General features: G+C 67.3%; 13 protein-coding genes and 2 tRNA genes. 12 read left to right on the top strand and 3 right to left on the bottom strand.

Annotated elements, in window-relative coordinates:
- Positions 1-88 precede the first annotated feature (88 nt).
- The 6 genes from gltX (at position 89) to PCK14_RS13165 (ending at position 6,376) form a co-directional block, all read left to right on the top strand.
- A complete protein-coding gene (gltX, locus tag PCK14_RS13190; protein ID WP_269938961.1) occupies positions 89-1,588 on the top strand; it encodes a glutamate--tRNA ligase in 1,500 nt (499 codons plus the stop codon).
- Between the two features lie 5 nt (positions 1,589-1,593).
- A complete protein-coding gene (locus PCK14_RS13185) occupies positions 1,594-2,451 on the top strand; it encodes an HAD family hydrolase (protein WP_269938960.1) in 858 nt (285 codons plus the stop codon).
- Positions 2,452-2,581: 130 nt separating this feature from the next.
- A tRNA-Gln gene (locus PCK14_RS13180) sits at positions 2,582-2,653 on the top strand.
- A gap of 88 nt (positions 2,654-2,741) precedes the next feature.
- A tRNA-Glu gene (locus tag PCK14_RS13175) sits at positions 2,742-2,814 on the top strand.
- 143 nt (positions 2,815-2,957) lie between these two features.
- Positions 2,958-4,760: a dynamin family protein gene (locus PCK14_RS13170; RefSeq protein WP_269938959.1), complete on the top strand. Its 1,803-nt coding sequence runs from the start codon at positions 2,958-2,960 to the stop codon at positions 4,758-4,760.
- Complete coding sequence (locus PCK14_RS13165) at positions 4,757-6,376, top strand: GTPase (RefSeq protein WP_269938958.1); 1,620 nt, start codon at positions 4,757-4,759, stop codon at positions 6,374-6,376. Before PCK14_RS13170 ends, PCK14_RS13165 begins: the two co-directional genes overlap by 4 nt.
- A 40-nt stretch (positions 6,377-6,416) precedes the next feature.
- Here PCK14_RS13165 and PCK14_RS13160 read toward each other — a convergent pair whose 3' ends face one another.
- Together PCK14_RS13160 and PCK14_RS13155 are read right to left on the bottom strand one after the other, a co-directional pair.
- On the bottom strand, positions 6,417-6,950 hold the full coding sequence (locus PCK14_RS13160; protein ID WP_269938957.1) for a DUF1697 domain-containing protein: 534 nt from the start codon (positions 6,948-6,950) through the stop codon (positions 6,417-6,419).
- 164 nt (positions 6,951-7,114) lie between these two features.
- Entirely contained in the window at positions 7,115-7,831 is a 717-nt protein-coding gene (locus tag PCK14_RS13155; protein ID WP_203315162.1) for an IclR family transcriptional regulator, read from the bottom strand.
- Between the two features lie 199 nt (positions 7,832-8,030).
- On the opposite strand from PCK14_RS13155, the gene leuC reads away from it, so the two are divergent.
- Both leuC and leuD read left to right on the top strand, forming a co-directional pair.
- Complete coding sequence (gene leuC / locus PCK14_RS13150) at positions 8,031-9,494, top strand: 3-isopropylmalate dehydratase large subunit (protein ID WP_269938966.1); 1,464 nt, start codon at positions 8,031-8,033, stop codon at positions 9,492-9,494.
- An 11-nt stretch (positions 9,495-9,505) separates the two neighbouring features.
- On the top strand, positions 9,506-10,105 hold the full coding sequence (gene leuD / locus PCK14_RS13145; RefSeq protein ID WP_269938956.1) for a 3-isopropylmalate dehydratase small subunit: 600 nt from the start codon (positions 9,506-9,508) through the stop codon (positions 10,103-10,105).
- Between the two features lie 105 nt (positions 10,106-10,210).
- Here leuD and PCK14_RS13140 read toward each other — a convergent pair whose 3' ends face one another.
- On the bottom strand, positions 10,211-11,416 hold the full coding sequence (locus tag PCK14_RS13140; protein ID WP_269938955.1) for a S1C family serine protease: 1,206 nt from the start codon (positions 11,414-11,416) through the stop codon (positions 10,211-10,213).
- A gap of 351 nt (positions 11,417-11,767) precedes the next feature.
- Here PCK14_RS13140 and murA point away from each other — a divergent pair, with 351 nt between their 5' ends.
- Genes murA through PCK14_RS13120 form a run of 4 tightly spaced genes read left to right on the top strand, consistent with a single transcriptional unit; the run spans position 11,768 to position 16,133 of the window.
- Entirely contained in the window at positions 11,768-13,111 is a 1,344-nt protein-coding gene (gene murA, locus PCK14_RS13135) for a UDP-N-acetylglucosamine 1-carboxyvinyltransferase (protein ID WP_269938954.1), read from the top strand.
- A gap of 44 nt (positions 13,112-13,155) precedes the next feature.
- Positions 13,156-13,959 (top strand): lysophospholipid acyltransferase family protein, encoded by an 804-nt coding sequence (locus PCK14_RS13130; protein WP_269938965.1) that lies wholly within the window; start codon positions 13,156-13,158, stop codon positions 13,957-13,959.
- Positions 13,956-14,993, top strand: a complete 1,038-nt coding sequence (locus PCK14_RS13125) for an NAD(P)H-dependent glycerol-3-phosphate dehydrogenase (RefSeq protein ID WP_269938953.1) — start codon at positions 13,956-13,958, stop codon at positions 14,991-14,993. The genes PCK14_RS13130 and PCK14_RS13125 overlap by 4 nt, the downstream gene beginning before the upstream one ends.
- A 3-nt stretch (positions 14,994-14,996) precedes the next feature.
- Entirely contained in the window at positions 14,997-16,133 is a 1,137-nt protein-coding gene (locus tag PCK14_RS13120) for a D-alanine--D-alanine ligase family protein (RefSeq protein ID WP_269938952.1), read from the top strand.
- Positions 16,134-16,464: the final 331 nt, after the last annotated feature.

Below are 16,464 nucleotides of genomic sequence, written 5' to 3'. Positions count from 1 at the left end.
CACCCACGGTGCCGTGCCCGACGTCGTGCATCAGGGGAAACACAGCAGTGCGGGCGGCAATCCGCAGGAAGGCTAAACTGGATCCATCATGACTAACGCTGCCTCAATCCCCACTGTCACCGCCGAAACCCCAGTCCGGGTGCGGTTCTGCCCCTCGCCCACCGGAACGCCCCACGTGGGCCTGATCCGCACGGCGCTCTTCAACTGGGCCTACGCCCGGCACACCGGCGGAAAGATGATTTTCCGCATCGAGGACACCGACGCCAAGCGCGACAGCGAGGAAAGCTACCTCCAGCTGCTCGACGGCCTGAAGTGGCTCGGAATCACCTGGGACGAGGGCGTTGAGGTGGGCGGCCCGCATGAGCCCTACCGCCAGTCGCAGCGCGGGGACATCTACACGGGTGTCATCGAGAAGCTGCTTGCCGGCGGGCACGCCTATGAGTCCTATTCCACACCCGAAGAGGTCGAAGAACGGCACAAGGCGGCCGGCCGGGACATTAAGCTTGGATACGACAACTTTGACCGTGACCTCACGCCCGAGCAGATTGCTGCTTTCAAGGCCGAGGGCCGCGCGCCGGCGCTGCGACTGCGTATGCCGGATGCCGACATCACGTTCAATGACTTGGTGCGGGGCGAGATCACCTTCAAGGCAGGATCAGTTCCGGACTACGCAATTGTCCGCCCCAACGGTGCGCCGTTGTACACGCTGGTGAACCCCGTCGACGATGCGTTGATGGGTGTCACCCACGTGCTGCGCGGCGAGGACCTGCTGTCCTCCACGCCCCGCCAGGTGGCCCTGTACCACGCGCTGTACGCCATTGGCGTTGCCGAGTACATGCCGCTGTTCGGCCACCTGCCCTACGTCATGGGCGCCGGCAACAAGAAGCTCTCCAAGCGCGACCCCGAGGCGAGCCTGTTCCTGCACCGCGACAACGGCTTCATCCCCGAGGGCCTGCTGAACTACCTGTCCCTCCTGGGCTGGTCGCTCTCCGCCGACGAGGACATCTTCACCGTGGCGCAGCTCGTGGAGCACTTTGACGTCAAGGACGTCGTGGCCAACCCGGCACGCTTCGACATCAAGAAGGCCGAGGCCATCAACGGCACGCACGTGCGCATGCTCGAGCCCACGGACTTCCGCAACCGCCTGGTCCCGTACCTGCAGGCTGCCGGGCTGGTGGGGGAGACCCTGACGCCGCGCGAGGAGGAAATCCTCACCGAGGCCGCGCCGCTGGTCCAGGAGCGCATCACCCTGCTGGGCGAGGCACCCGAGATGATTGCCTTCCTTTTCAAGAAGGACGACGCCGTTGACGTCGCCGAAGATGCGCTCAAGGGCCTGCCGGAAAACCTGGCCGAGATCCTCGATGCCGCCCTTGCCGCCCTGGAGCCCCTCGAGGCCTGGGATGCCGAGACCATCCAGGTGGCGCTGAAGTCCGCGCTCGTGGAGGGCATGGGCATCAAGCCCCGCTTCGCCTTTGGCCCCGTCCGCACAGCGGTCTCCGGCCGGAAGATCTCCCCGCCGCTCTTTGAGTCCATGGTGATCCTGGGCAAGGAATCCTCGCTCACCCGCCTGCGCGCATTCAGGGGCTAACACCCTTGACGCTCAACGCATCACACAACACCCTTGAATCCGCTGCCTCCACCGGGCGGATCAAGGGTGTTTTGTTTGACATAGACGAAACCATCGTGGACCTCTACCGGGCCATGGCCGATGCCATGACGGCAGCCTCGGCCCGGCTGCTGCCGGAGTTTGGCGCCGCGGACTGGGACCAGTTCGCTGCGCTGTACATGGCGGACGTGCACGACTACTACGACCGCTACGTGGCAGGAGAGTTCACCTTCCATGAACAGCGCGGGCTCCGGGCCCGGGCCGTTTTTGGGCAACTGGGTGTTGACGGTTTCGACGCCGCCGCCGAGGCGCAGTGGATCGCCGACTTCGAAAAGGCCCAGCCCCTGTCCATCAGGGCCTTCGCGGACGTGGTGCCCGTGCTGGATGCGCTGGACGCCGCCGGAATCCCCTACGGGGCCGTCAGCAACAATGTGCACGACTACCAGCGGGCCAAGCTGGACCAGGCGGGGCTGCAGCGCATTGCCGTCCTGGTGGGCATCGACACCGTGGGTGTGGCCAAGCCGGACCCTGCCGTGTTCCTGGAGGGCTGCCGGCTCATCGGCACGCTGCCGGGGGAGACCTTGTACGTGGGGGACAACTTCATGGTGGACGGCGTGGGCTCCATCCGGGCTGGCCTGCAGGGCGTGTGGCTGAACCGGGACGGTCGCGAAGCCCCGCTGTTGCCGCCGGCGGCGCCAAATGGCGGGGATTCCCTGGCGGCGTCCGCAAAGACGTCCGAAAGGGCCTCCGCAGAGGCGGCAGCGGCCCGCCAGGTCCGCACCATTGAAAATCTGGCGCAATTGCCCGCAATCATGGGGATTTTCCCGGCCCCGGAGGGGGTGTGACGCACGACTCAGCCAAAAACGCCTTTTCCGTTTTGGTGTTCCGCAAACTCTCAGGTATAGTTTTATCCCGGCGCGAGGGCCGCTGAAGGAACCAGGGAAACCTGCGGGAATTCAAGGCAGAACGTGCCATTGGGATATGGTGTAATTGGCAACACATCGGTTTCTGGTACCGACATTCTAGGTTCGAGTCCTGGTATCCCAGCGCTTGCAAAAGCCGCCTTTCACTTGGCGATCGAGTTGAAACTCTGGTAGTATTCTGGAGGTTCATTTGATAAAAGTGAATGTATTAGGGCCCCATCGTATAGCGGCCTAGTACGCTGCCCTCTCACGGCGGTAACGCGGGTTCGAATCCCGCTGGGGTCACATCTGAAGGCCGGGAAGCTGAAAAGCTTCCCGGCCTTTTTGCATGCCCGGGTGCAGTTGCGCCCCGGCCCGGCCCAAAGTAATTCTCGAATTCTTCACTGACATTGCCCTTGGCGGCGGCCGCCCAATGGCATGATGAAGCTGTGAACGACTCTGAATCGAGCCAAACGGGCAGCAACGGCGCGGCAGCCTTGGTACAAGAGGCAGCCGTTGGGCTGCTCGAAAACGTGCGCGCCGAGCTTGCGGTGCTCGAATTGCCGCTGGCCCTGCCAGGTGTGGAGGAGGCGCGGGCAACGGCCGCCTCGGCCCTGGGGCAGCTCGACGATTACATCCTGCCCCGTTGGCGCAGCCTGGACGCGCCGCTGCTGGCAGTGGTGGGCGGATCAACCGGCGCCGGCAAGTCAACTTTGGTCAACGCCCTGGTGGGCCACCCCGTGACGCGCTCCGGGGCCATCCGCCCCACCACGCGCCAACCGATCCTGCTCCACAACCCCGGCGACGGTGCCTGGTTCACCTCAACCCGCGTGCTGCCCACGCTGCACCGCGTCCACGGCGAGCTGGTCAAGGCCAACACCCCCGCCTCGCGGGCCGGCGTTGCCCCGGACGCCGGCGCCATGACCTCGCTGGTCCTGGTCGCGGACCCGGCCGTGCCCCCGGGCGTGGCCCTGCTGGACGCCCCCGACGTGGACTCCATTTCCGACGACAACCGCCAACTCGCAGGCCAGCTGCTCGCCGCAGCCGACCTCTGGCTGTTCGTCACCACGGCCAACCGCTACGCCGATGCCGTGCCGTGGAAGCTCCTGCTGGACGCAGCCTCCCGCGACATCACGGTGGCTGTCATCCTGGACCGCGTGCCGCCCGGAGCCGAGCAGGAGGTTGCCGCCGACCTGCGCGAGATGCTGACCCGGGAAGGCCTGGCCGGCGCCCAGCTGTTCGTGGTCCCCGAGGCACCCCTCGATGAACTCGGCATGCTCCCGGCAGCCACTGTGGCCCCCATCAACGGCTGGCTCACCAACATCAGCGAAGACGCCGCCGGCCGCGCGGAGATTGTGCGCCGCACCCTCAACGGCACGGTCCGTTCGCTGGCGGACCGCCTGGAGGTCCTCTCCGCCGCCGTCCAGGCCCAGCACGACGCCGGCGCGCAGTTGGGCGATGACGTCCGGGCCGCGTTTGCCGACGCCGCGACGCGCATCAGCAAGGCCACCTCCGACGGCACCCTGCTGCGCGGCGAGGTCCTGGCCCGCTGGCAGGACTTTGTGGGAACTGGAGAGTTCTTCCGGGCCCTGGAAAGCGGCATCGGCAGGCTGCGCGACCGGATCGGCGCCTTCTTCAAGGGGCAGCCGCCGCCCGCCGTCAAGGTCGAGGTGGCCATCGAGACCGGCCTTCAGGCCGTCATTGTGGACCAGGCGGCGCGTGCCGCCGAGGATGCAGACCAGCGCTGGCGCGCGGACCCCGCGGGCCGCCAACTTCTGGGCATGGATGACCTCGCCACGCCCGGCGAGGACTTCCCCGACGAGGTTGCCGCACAGATCCGCGCCTGGCAGGGCGAAGTCCTGGCACTCATCCGCACGGAAGGCGCCTCCAAGCGCTCACAGGCCAGGTGGCTGTCCTTCGGCGTCAATGGGCTCGGCGTGGTCCTCATGGTTGTTGTCTTTTCGCTGACCGGGGGACTGACGGGGGCCGAGGTGGGCATCGCCGGAGGCACCGCCGTCGTCGGCCAAAAACTCCTTGAGGCAGTGTTCGGCGAGGAAGCAGTGCGACGCCTGGCCCAGGAGGCAAGACGTTCCCTGGAATTGCGCACCGTGGCCCTGCTGGAGCGGGAGCAGCAACGCTTCCTGGACCGGCTGGGACCCGGAGACGACTCCGCCGGCGCGCGGGTGGACCGGCTGGGTGCACTGGCCGCCGAGCTGGAAACCCTCGGCCAGGGTGCGGGGGAGCAGGCATGAGCCGGCACCGCCAGGCGCGCGCGGAATCCACGCTGTCCCGGCAGCTCGCCGCGCTCAACGACGCCCGGGAGCTGGGCGAGGGCCGCCTCGACGACGCCGCCCTGTCCGAGGTCTTCGACGTCCTGGAGCGCGCCACCTCCCGCCGCTCGCTGAGCGCTGACCACACGGTGGTGGGCTTCTTCGGTGCCACGGGCAGCGGCAAGTCCTCGCTGTTCAATGCAGTAGCCGGCACCGACGCCGCCCGCGTGGCCGTCCGCCGGCCCACCACCAGCGAACCGCTCGCCATGGTGTGGGGTCCCGAGGGCAGCACGCCGCTGCTGGACTGGCTGGAGGTTGCCGACCGCCGCGAGGGCGGCACCGTGCCGGGGCTGACGGACGACGGCGGCGGGCTGGTGCTGCTTGACCTGCCGGACTTCGATTCGATCCAGTTGTCCAACAGGCGCATTGTTGAGCGGCTCGCGGGGCAGGTGGATGTGCTGGTGTGGGTCGTGGACCCGCAAAAGTACGCCGACGCCGCCATCCACAACGACTTCATCCGGCCCTTCTCCACGCATGCGGCCGTGACGCTCGTGGTCCTGAACCAGGTGGACAAGCTGGCTGCGGGCGAGGTCAAGCCCGTGCTGGAATCCCTCTCTGCCATCCTGGACAGGGACGGGCTGGGCTCCGTGGCCGTTTCGGGCGTCTCCGCCGTGACGGGGGAGGGCGTGCCGGAGCTGCGCCGCCGGATTGCCGCCGTGGTCAAGGCCAAGGCCGCGCAGGCCGCCCGGCTCGCAGCCGACGTGGCCGTTGCCGCCCAGCGTCTGGCCGACGTCTCCGGCGACGGGGATGCGGCGGGCGTGCACCAGCAGGACCGCAAGCAGCTGGCGACCGACCTGGCCGGGGCCGCCCACGTCGAAACTGTGGTGCGGGCCGTGCGCACCTCCTACAAGCTTGAGGCCACCCGGCAGACCGGATGGCCCGTGACCCGCTGGATTTCCCGCTTCCGCAAGGACCCGCTGCGCCGGCTGAGCCTGCGCCGCGAGGGGCCCAGCGAGGTCAACCGAACCTCGCTGCCTCCGGCCGGTGCCGTTGAGCTGGCCAAGGTCGATTCGGCCGTCCGCAGCTTTGCCGACACCGCCAGCGAGGGTGCCTCGGGCCCGTGGCGGGCATCAATCCGCCAGGCCGCCCGCAGCAACCGGGCCCGGTTGCCCGACGCACTGGACCAGGCCGTGGCCGGCGCAGACCTCAAGGCCAACACGCGTGCGTGGTGGTGGCCCCTGTTCTCCGTCATCCAGTGGCTGGCCCTGCTGGTCGCCGTGGGCGGCCTGGTTTGGCTGGGCGTCCTGGCCGGCCTGGGCTATTTCCAGATGCCGGTGCCCGAAACCCCCAAGGTTGAGGATTGGCCCGTCCCCACGCTGATGGTTCTGGGCGGCGCGGTGCTGGGCATTTTCCTGGCACTGACCAGCAAGTTCCTGGCCATGGCCGGTGCCGGCGGCCGGGCCACGCAGGCGCGGCGCCGGCTGCGCGAGAGTGTTGCCGGGGTGTCGGAGGAGCTTGTGGTCGACCCCACGGAGGCCGAGGTGGCCCACTACCGGTCCTTCCGCGAAGCCCTGGCCGCCGCCGGGCACGGTGGTTGAGCTTGTCGCCGGTGGTTAAGCCTGCCGAAACCCCGCGCGGTTACCCGGCCATCGCATCGCGGCACTTGAGCAGCGTGCGCAAGTTGCGGGTCGTCGTTGTGCTTTTGTAGCGCGGGCGTGCCGACAGCTTGCTGAACGGGCTGTCGAGGGTGCCGCCTGCCGCGGCGGGCCATGCCAGCGCCTCAGGGCTCAGCCGGGCCAGTTCCACGCCGGGAATCTCGCTGCCGTGCCGGGCCAGCTCGTCCAATACGGCGGGGTCCGAGGAAAGCGTCACGTAGCTGTGGGTGGAGGCGTCGTCGGCCGGCCACGGGCAGGCCTCGATGATGGCCTCCACCTGGGCCTGGTCAAGGACCACCACCCACGCCTCGTAGCCGAACGTGTCCCGCAGCAGCTTTTCCGCCATTGCCTTGAGCTCCACGGCGCCCACGTCGGCTGAGCACACAACATTGCCGGAGGCGAGCAGCGTCTTGACCCGCCCCAGTGGCAGGGTGGCCAGGGCGGTGCGGAGGTCGGCCATCTTCAAGTTGATGCCGCCCACGTTGATCCCGCGCAGGAACACGGCGAAATTGCTCATGCCCAAACCCTACCTGCCGCCGGAATTGCCGTGCCACAGGCCACACCGGGTGTGGCCTGGGCAGCCACACCGAAGCTGCGCGCGGTTAACTTCCTAGGGCGCGCCACTTGTGAAGTGGCGCGCCGTTGAGGGCAAATGATGCGCAGGACCTGTGGCCGCGCGGGCTAGGAGCTCTTGCGCAGGGCCTCGGTCAGGATGCGGGAGGCGTTGCACACGATCTCGGCGTGCAGGCGGCCCGGCTGGCGGGTCAGGCGCTCGATGGGTCCGGAGATTGAGACGGCTGCAATCACGCGGCCGGAGGGCCCGCGCACGGGTGCCGAGACCGAGGCGACGCCGGGCTCGCGCTCGCCCAGGCTCTGGCCCCAGCCGCGGCGGCGCACGCCGGCCAGCACCGTGGGGGTGAAGCGTGCATTGTGCAGTCCCTCGAGCAGGCGCTCATGGTCCTCCCAGGCCAGCAGCACCTGGGCGGCGGAGCCGGCCTTCATGGTCAGCTGGGTGCCCACGGGGATGGTGTCGCGCAGGCCGATGGGCCGCTCGGCGGAGGCCACGCAGACGCGGGAATCGCCCTGGCGGCGGAAAATTTGTGCGCTTTCGCCGGTGGAGTCGCGCAGCTGCAGCAAAACAGGTCCGGCGGCCGCAATGAGCCTGTCCTCGCCGGCGGCCGAGGCGAGCTCCACGAGCCGGCTGCCGAGCACAAAACGGCCCTGCATGTCGCGGCTGACCAGCCGGTGATGTACCAAGGCTAGTGCCAACCTGTGCACGGTGGGCCGGGCCAAACCGGTGGCTGCAACGAGCTGCGCCAGGGTTGTGGGGCCGGCTTCCAATGCATCAAGCACAAGAGCCGCTTTATCGATGACGCCAACGCCACTAGAATTGTCCATGTAATGATATTGACGTCTCATTATGTGAGATGCAAATCGAGTAGCTGGCTTCCACCCGGATCGGGCTGGAACAGTGGGGATATACAAACCGGCGAACACACCTCCGGAGACACCTGAATTCTATAAGAATGCGGTGGCCGGGGGAGGTGTTCAACAAGTGAAGGGAGCTGCTGTGAGCGAGTCAATTGCGACCGACGCAGTGGAAGGGGCAGCTGCTGCCCCGCGCAGGGCCGCCAAGACGCTGGCTGAAAAAGTTTGGCGCGACCATGTTGTCCGCCAGGGCGAGGGCGAAGGCGACGCTGCACAGCCGGACCTTCTCTACATTGACCTCCACCTGATCCACGAGGTCACCTCGCCCCAGGCCTTCGAGGGCCTGCGCCTGGCTGGCCGGCCGCTGCGCCGCCCGGACCTCACGATTGCCACGGAGGACCACAACACCCCCACGCTGGCCATCGACAAGCCGATCGCCGACCTCACCAGCCGCACCCAGATCCAGACGCTGCGCAACAACTGCGCCGAATTTGGTGTCCGCCTGCACTCCCTGGGCGACGCTGAGCAGGGCATTGTCCACGTGGTGGGCCCCCAGTTGGGCCTGACCCAGCCCGGCATGACAGTTGTTTGCGGCGACTCCCACACCTCGACCCACGGCGCCGTGGGTGCCCTGGCGTTCGGCATCGGCACCTCCGAGGTGGAGCACGTCATGGCCACCCAGACGCTGCCGCTGAAGCCGTTCAAGACCATGGCCATCAACGTTGAAGGCACGCTGCGACCCGGCGTGACCTCCAAGGACATCATCCTGGCCGTCATTGCCAAGATCGGCACCGGCGGCGGGCAGGGCTACGTGCTCGAGTACCGCGGCTCGGCCATCCGCGCCCTGTCCATGGATGCCCGCATGACCGTGTGCAACATGTCCATCGAGGCCGGCGCCCGTGCAGGCATGATCGGACCGGACCAGATCACCTTCGACTACCTCAAGGGCCGTGCACACGCCCCCGAGGGTGAAGACTGGGATGCCGCCGTTGAGTACTGGTCCTCGCTGAACACCGAGGACGACGCCGAATTCGACGCCGAGGTGTTCCTGGACGCCAACACGCTGGACCCCTTCGTCACCTGGGGCACCAACCCCGGCCAGGGTGTTTCCCTGAGCGACACCGTGCCGTTCCCCAGCGACTTCGGCGATGAAAACGCCAAGGCCGCCGCCGAGCGCGCACTGACGTACATGGACCTGGTGGCCGGCACTCCCATGAAGGACATCCGTGTTGACACGGTGTTCCTGGGCTCCTGCACCAACTCCCGCATCGAGGACCTGCGCGCAGCGGCGGACATCATCCGCGGCCGCGAAAAGGACCCCAACATCCGCATGCTGGTGGTTCCGGGCTCGGCCCGCGTCCGCCTGGAAGCCGAGGCAGAGGGCCTGGACAAGGTGTTCCTGGACTTCGGTGCCGAGTGGCGCTTTGCCGGCTGCTCCATGTGCCTGGGCATGAACCCGGACCAGCTGGAACCGGGCGAGCGCTGCGCGTCCACCTCCAACCGCAACTTCGAGGGCCGGCAGGGCAAGGGCGGGCGCACACACCTCGTCTCTCCCGTGGTGGCAGCCGCCACCGCCATCCGCGGAACCCTCAGCTCGCCGTCGGACCTCGACCAGCCCGCTTTCTCAGCGTAAGGAGCCACACCATGGAAAAGTTTTCAACCCACACCGGCGTTGGCGTCCCGCTGCGCCAGAGCAACGTTGACACGGACCAGATCATCCCGGCCGTGTACCTCAAGCGGATCACCCGCACCGGCTTCGAGGACGCCCTGTTCTCCAGCTGGCGCAAGGACCCGGAATTCATCCTGAACCAGGAGCCGTACAAGGCAGGCTCGGTGCTGGTTGCCGGCGCCGACTTCGGCACGGGATCCTCGCGTGAGCACGCCGTCTGGGCGCTGAAGGACTACGGCTTCAAGGCCGTGCTCTCCAGCCGCTTTGCCGACATCTTCCGCGGCAACTCCGGCAAGCAGGGCCTGGTTGCCGCCGAGGTGGCCCAGGATGACATCGAGCTGATCTGGAAGGTGCTGGAGGAAGCCCCCGGCACCGAGATCACCGTTGACCTGGTGGCCAAGATGGTCACCGCAGGCACGGTTGTGGCCCCGTTCCAGGTGGACGACTACACCCGCTGGCGCCTGCTGGAGGGCCTGGACGACATTGGCCTGACGCTGCGCAACGAGCCCGACATCACCGCCTACGAGGCAACCCGCCCGGCGTACAAGCCCACCACCCTGCCGGCGAAGTTCTAGCCTTACGGCATCCCACGGCCGGTCCGTCCCCTTGCGGGACGGGCCGGCCTTGCTGTTTCCCGCGGCACGTTCGACGCCGTGCGGCCGCCTTGGGTGCTGTGCCCCTCAGCAGGGTTCCGCCGGCAACGTGGCCTTGGCCTCGGAGATCTCCCACCACACAGTGGCCCACTCCATGGTGTACTGCATGTGCCAGATGGAGCAGGCCTGCTGCCCGCCGCTGGACTGGGCCGGGTCCTGGGTGGTCCGCAGGCTCACATTCGCCGTGATCACGCCGGGGCCGGTGCTTCTGATGTCGGCGACCTCAATGTCCTTCCAATAGGAGGAGTTCATGTCCTTGCTCCAGTAGGCGTAGCCGTGCTGGTCCACCTGGGCCTGGGGCGTGAAAACGTTGTAGGCCATTTGGTAGGCGCCGCTGTTGATGGCCTGGCCGTGGATCAGCAGGCTCTGGGCCACCTGGATGCCGCGCTCATCCGGGGTGTCGACCTTGACGGTGATTTGGTTGTTCGTTGCCACGCCCGTGTTGTTGCACCGGGCCAGCGAAACGGGTGCCGGCTCCTTCTGCCACGCAGACACCAGGGGCCCGGCCGCGGCACCGGAACCGGCGTAGTTGGTGCCCTGGAATGACTGCTTGTACACCTGCCCGTTGTCGACGACACCGGTGCGGGTGGCGCGGACAATGCCAACCACGCTGCCGTCGAGGGCAACCAGCGGCCCACCGCTGTTGCCGCCATTGATGGTGACGCTGGTTTGCAGGATGTGCCCCACCCCGTTGAAGACGGGACCGTTTTGGCGGTCCAGTCCGCTGACCACGCCCCTGTCGGCCGTGTAGTTCTCGCCCTGGGGATAGCCAAGCACGCTGATGTCCGTGCCTTCGGCCGGATCCTGCGCCGCAAAGCTGAAATGGTGTCCGGTCACAGCCGCCGCGGTCTCCAGCAGCGCCAGGTCCTCATCGGCATTCATGCCGGCAATCGTGGCGGTCACCACCTGGCCGTTGATGGCCACGGTAATCCCGGCCGCGCCCTCAACAACGTGCGCCGCCGTGGCCACATGGGTGTCGTCCACCTGGAAGCCCGTGCCGACGGCGGCGAAGTCGCAGCCGGTGACGGAAATCCGGGCCACGCCCGGCTTCAGGGCGCCAAGCGTTTCCGCCCAGGTGGGCGGCGGCGGTGTTGCGGCTGCCGTTGGGGTGGGCGAGGGTGTGGATGTGGCAGTGGGTGGCGGTGGCGCAGCCGCCGGTCCGCCGGGGGTGTCCGGGCTTGTGCCCAGCAGGCTGCAGGCCGTGCATAGCGCCACGGCAGCCGCAAGGACCATGGCCATTCCACTTCGCCGTAATTTGTCCCGCTGGAAATTCATGACAGCCCGCCTTCGAAACTCGCAGTTTCCCCGGGCCGCCCCAGCAGCCCGGAAAGGTTCGCTTGCCTGTGAGACCCAGTCCATGAATCGCGGCAACCGCCAAGCCCCCGCGAGTAGGCCCATCGTAGCCTCGGCCCACAGCGAAGCGGCCCGATCGCGGCAACATTACGGCCAGCCCCGGATCCGGGTCCGTGAGGCGTGCACCACAGCCGGTGCGGGATCATTTCGGCATCCGAAGCCGAGAAACTATGCTTGTCTGAGGTCCCGGCAGCTTCGGGACGTGTAGGTGGAACAGAGGATTAGGTGACGATGAGCAGAATTCTGACAGTCCGAGGCGGTGTTCCACTCAAGGGACGCGTCCAGGTGCGCGGCGCCAAGAACCTGGTCCCCAAGGCCATGGTTGCGGCATTGCTGGGCAACACGCCCTCAACGCTGCGCAACGTCCCGGAAATCAAGGACGTCGAGGTGGTCACCTCGCTGCTGCAGATTCACGGCATCACTGTGGAGAAGGACCCCGTCACGGGCGACCTCACCATGGACCCGGCCAACGCCAAGAAGGCCTCGAGCGCCGAGATCAACACCCACGCTGGCGACTCCCGCATCCCGATCCTGCTGTGCGGGCCCCTGATCCACTCGATCGGGCACGCCTTCATCCCCGACCTGGGCGGCTGCAAGATCGGCGACAGGCCCATCGACTACCACCTGGAAGTGCTGCGCCAGTTCGGCGCCGTCGTGGACAAGACCGGCTCCGGCACCTCCATCACGGCCCCCAACGGGCTCAAGGGCACCAAGATCTCCCTGCCGTACCCCAGCGTCGGGGCCACCGAGCAGGTTCTCCTCTCCGCCACCCGCGCCGAGGGCATCACGGAACTGACCGGTGCCGCCACGGAACCGGAAATCATTGACCTGATCGCCATCTTGCAGAAGATGGGCGCCATCATCTCGGTGCAGACCGACCGCACCATCCGCATCGAGGGCGTCACCGAACTCAGCGGCTACGACCACACGGCCCTGCCGGACCGCAACGAATCCGCGTCCTGGGCCTCGGCCGCACTCGTCACCGGCGGCGACATCTACGTCGAGGGTGCCAGCCAGCGCGACATGATGACGTTCGTGAACACCTTCCGCAAAATCGGCGGCGGCATGGACATCCACGACGACGGCATCCGCTTCTTCCACAAGGGCGGCGCACTCAAGCCGCTCGTGCTGGAAACCGATGTGCACCCGGGCTTCATGACCGACTGGCAGCAGCCGCTCGTGGTGGCCCTGACCCAGGCCGAGGGCGTCTCGATCGTCCACGAGACCGTGTACGAGAACCGTTTCGGCTTCACCGAGGCACTCACCCGGATGGGCGCCAGCATCCAGCTGCACCGCGAATGCCTGGGCAGCATCCCGTGCCGCTTCGGCCAGCGCAACTTCACCCACTCGGCCGTGATCTCCGGATCCACCCCGCTCACGGGCGCCAACATCCACGTCCCGGACCTCCGCGGCGGCTTCAGCCACATGATCGCCGCACTCGCGGCCCAGGGCACCTCCACCGTGACAGGCATCGACGTGATCAGCCGCGGCTACGAGCACTTCACCGCCAAGCTTGACGGCCTCGGCGCCGACTTCGACGTGATTGAGGCCAACGGCAAGGCGGGGCGCAAATGACCGGGCAGGGCAGTGCGCCCAAGCGCCCCTTCAAGCCCAAGGGCATGTCCCTGGGCACGCGCATGTTCTTCGCGCTGCTGGCCGGCGTGGCCCGCCCCCTCATGAACGTTGTGGTGGGCAAGGAATGGCATGGCCTGGAAAAGCTCCCGCGCGACGAGGGCTTCATCGTGGTCCCCAACCACTGCACCGAAATTGACCCCATCGTGGTGGGGCACATGCTCTACAACCAGAACATCATGCCGCACTTTTTGGCCAAGGACGGCCTGTTCCGGACACCCGTCCTCGGCGCGGCCCTGCGCGGCGCCAAGCAGATCCCGGTGGAGCGCAGCGGCGCCGGTGCCGGCAAGTCGCTCATCGCCGCCCAGGAAGTGCTCGACGGCGGCGGCGCGGTGGTCATCTACCCCGAGGGCACGCTGACCCGCGACCCCGAGCTGTGGCCCATGAAGGGCCGCACCGGTGCCGCCCGCCTGGCGCTGGGCACCGGCGCCAAGGTGGTCCCGGTGGTCCACTGGGGCGCGCAGGAGGCCTTCCCGCGCTACGCCAAGAGCTTCAAGATCTTCCCCCGCAAGAAGGTCCATGTGGTGGTGGGCGACCCCATCGACCTGGGCGCATTTGCCGGCAGCACTGCCGACAAGGCCACGCTCGAGGCCATGACGGATGTCATCATGAAGGCCATCACGGCCATGCTCGAGGACCTGCGCGGAGAGAAGGCCCCGGCTGAACTCTGGGACCCCAGCGCCCACCAGCAGGCCAGCCATGGCCGCTTCGTGGAGCGCGGCGCCAAGGGTGAAGAAGCGCCACAGACCAAGAACGACGCCGGCACAACAGAAACAGGGGACCTCCAGTGAGCTATGTGGATGGCAACGCACCGGCCAAGATCGCGGTTTTGGGCGCGGGCAGCTGGGGAACCACCTTCGCCAAGATCCTCGGCGACGCCGCGGCGGGAACCGACCGGAAGATTGTGCTGTGGGGCCGCCGGCAGGAGGTTGTTGACCAGATCAACAACCAACACCGCAACCCGCGCTACCTTTCCACCACGGAGCTTCCGGCCAACATATCCGCCTCCACCGACGCCCTGGAGGTCCTGGCGGACGCCGAGCTCGTGGTCCTGGCCGTTCCCGCCCAGACGCTGCGCGAGCAGTTGCGCGGGTGGGCCGGGCACCTGGCGCAGGATGCCGTCGTCGTGAGCTTGATGAAGGGCCTGGAGCTGGGCTCGGACCAGCGCATGTCCCAGGTCATTGCACAGGAGCTGGACCTGCCGGCGGAACGCATCGTGGTGGTCTCCGGGCCCAACCTGGCCATGGAGATCGCGCGGCAGGAGCCCACGGCATCCGTGGTGGCGTGCGCCGACGAGAACACGGCCAAGTGGGTTGCGAAGATCTGCAAGCCCAAGTACTTCCGCCCCTACACCGTCAATGACGTGGTGGGCGTGGAAATCGGCGGGATCGTGAAGAACGTGATTGCGCTGTGCGTGGGCATCTGCGAGGGCCAGAAGGTTGGCGACAACACGAAGGCCTCCGTCATCACCCGCGGCCTGGCTGAGACCACGCGGCTGGCGCTGGCGCTGGGCGGCAAGGCCGAGACCATGGCAGGGCTGGCAGGGCTGGGCGACCTCGTGGCCACATGCTCCTCGTCCCTGAGCCGCAACCACACCGCCGGGCGCATGCTGGGCGAGGGCCTCACCCTTGATGAGGTCAACAACCGCATGACGCAGACCGCCGAGGGCATCAAGTCCGGGCGCGCCGTGTCCGATCTTGCGGCCAAGGTGGGCGTCGATATGCCCATCACCAACGCCGTGGTGGGCGTGCTTGAAGGTAAACTGACTGTCGATGATCTGGGCCCGCTGCTTCTGGCCCGCCAACTGAAATCCGAAGGCGACTGACGCGTGACTACTGATTCCCCCGCCACCACTGCGCCCATTCGCGTCGCCATTCTCTTCGGTGGGCGCTCCAGCGAGCATGCCGTGAGCTGCGTGACCGCTGCCGGCGTGCTGGGTGCCATTGACCGGGACAAGTACGACGTCGTCCCGATCGGCATTGCGAAAAACGGCCAGTGGGTTTTGGCCGGGGAAGAGATCGCAGGCTGGTCCCTCACGGGGGGTGCCCTGCCGGAGGTTGCGGCGGGGGAGGCCACGGTTTCGCTGGCGCACCTGGGCGGCGGCCACCAGTTGGTTGTCTCGGAAGCGGCCGCCGTGCCGCAGGAACTGGGCGCCGTCGACGTGGTGTTCCCGCTGCTGCACGGCCCGTGGGGTGAGGATGGCACCATCCAGGGAATGCTGGAACTTTCCGACACCCGCTACGTGGGTGCCGGTGTTTTGGCCTCCGCCATTGGCATGGACAAGCACTACATGAAGGTGGTCTTCGAGGCTGCCGGACTGGCCGTGGGCCCCTACGTTGCCGTGTCCGACCGCGATTGGACGGTTGACCCCGCGCTCGTTCGCGAACGCGTTGCAGCCCTGGGCTTCCCCGTTTTCGTGAAGCCTGCGCGTGCCGGGTCCTCCATGGGCATCTCCAAGGTGGACTCGCTTGACGGCCTGGATGCCGCCATCGCCGAGGCCCGCAGGCACGACCTCAAGCTCGTCATTGAGGCCGGCATCGTGGGCCGCGAAATTGAAATCGCCGTGCTCGAGGGCCGGGGGAGTGACGCCCCGCGCGTCTCGCTGCCGGGCGAGATTGCCATGGTTGACGGCGACCACCATGCGTTTTACGACTTCGAGGCCAAGTACGTCCAGGGCGACGCCGTGAACCTCAGCTGCCCGGCGGACATGCCGGAGGCCGACGTGGCGCGCATCCAGGAGCAGGCCGCACTGGCGTTCGACGCCGTGGGCGCCGAGGGCCTCTCCCGCGTGGACTTCTTCTACACGGCAGCGGGTGAACTGGTGATCAACGAGATCAACACGATGCCCGGCTTCACGCCCAGCTCCATGTACCCGCAGATGTGGCGCGCCTCGGGCCTGGACTACCCGGAGCTGATCGACGAGCTCATCCAGCTGGCCCTGCACCGCAAGGTCGGCCTCCGCTAACCCCACCAACCCCGACGCGGCATCACTTAACGTCGTGTTTTTCCCAACGCCGCATCAGCAGATGCTGTGAAAAGACAAACGCTCCAGCACTCGTTCACACGGGTGCTGGAGCGTTTGGCGTTAAGCGACATCAAGTGGTGCCGCGTTGCCGAAAAAGCGACGTCAGGTGGTGCCGGGTCGCCGAAAAAGCGACGTCAGGTGATGCCGCGTCCATGGGGGCGTTCATGTCCGGGGCCGGGGCGGCAGCCGTGGGCGGTAAACGTGAACAGCTTGTATTGACAAGAAGTGTTCACGCCGCGCACACCCGGCGGAAATGGGGGCGTTGATTTGG

This window comes from Arthrobacter sp. HY1533, from assembly GCF_027568515.1.
Lineage (GTDB): Bacteria > Actinomycetota > Actinomycetes > Actinomycetales > Micrococcaceae > Specibacter.
This window is presented reverse-complemented; position numbering and strand designations above follow the sequence as displayed.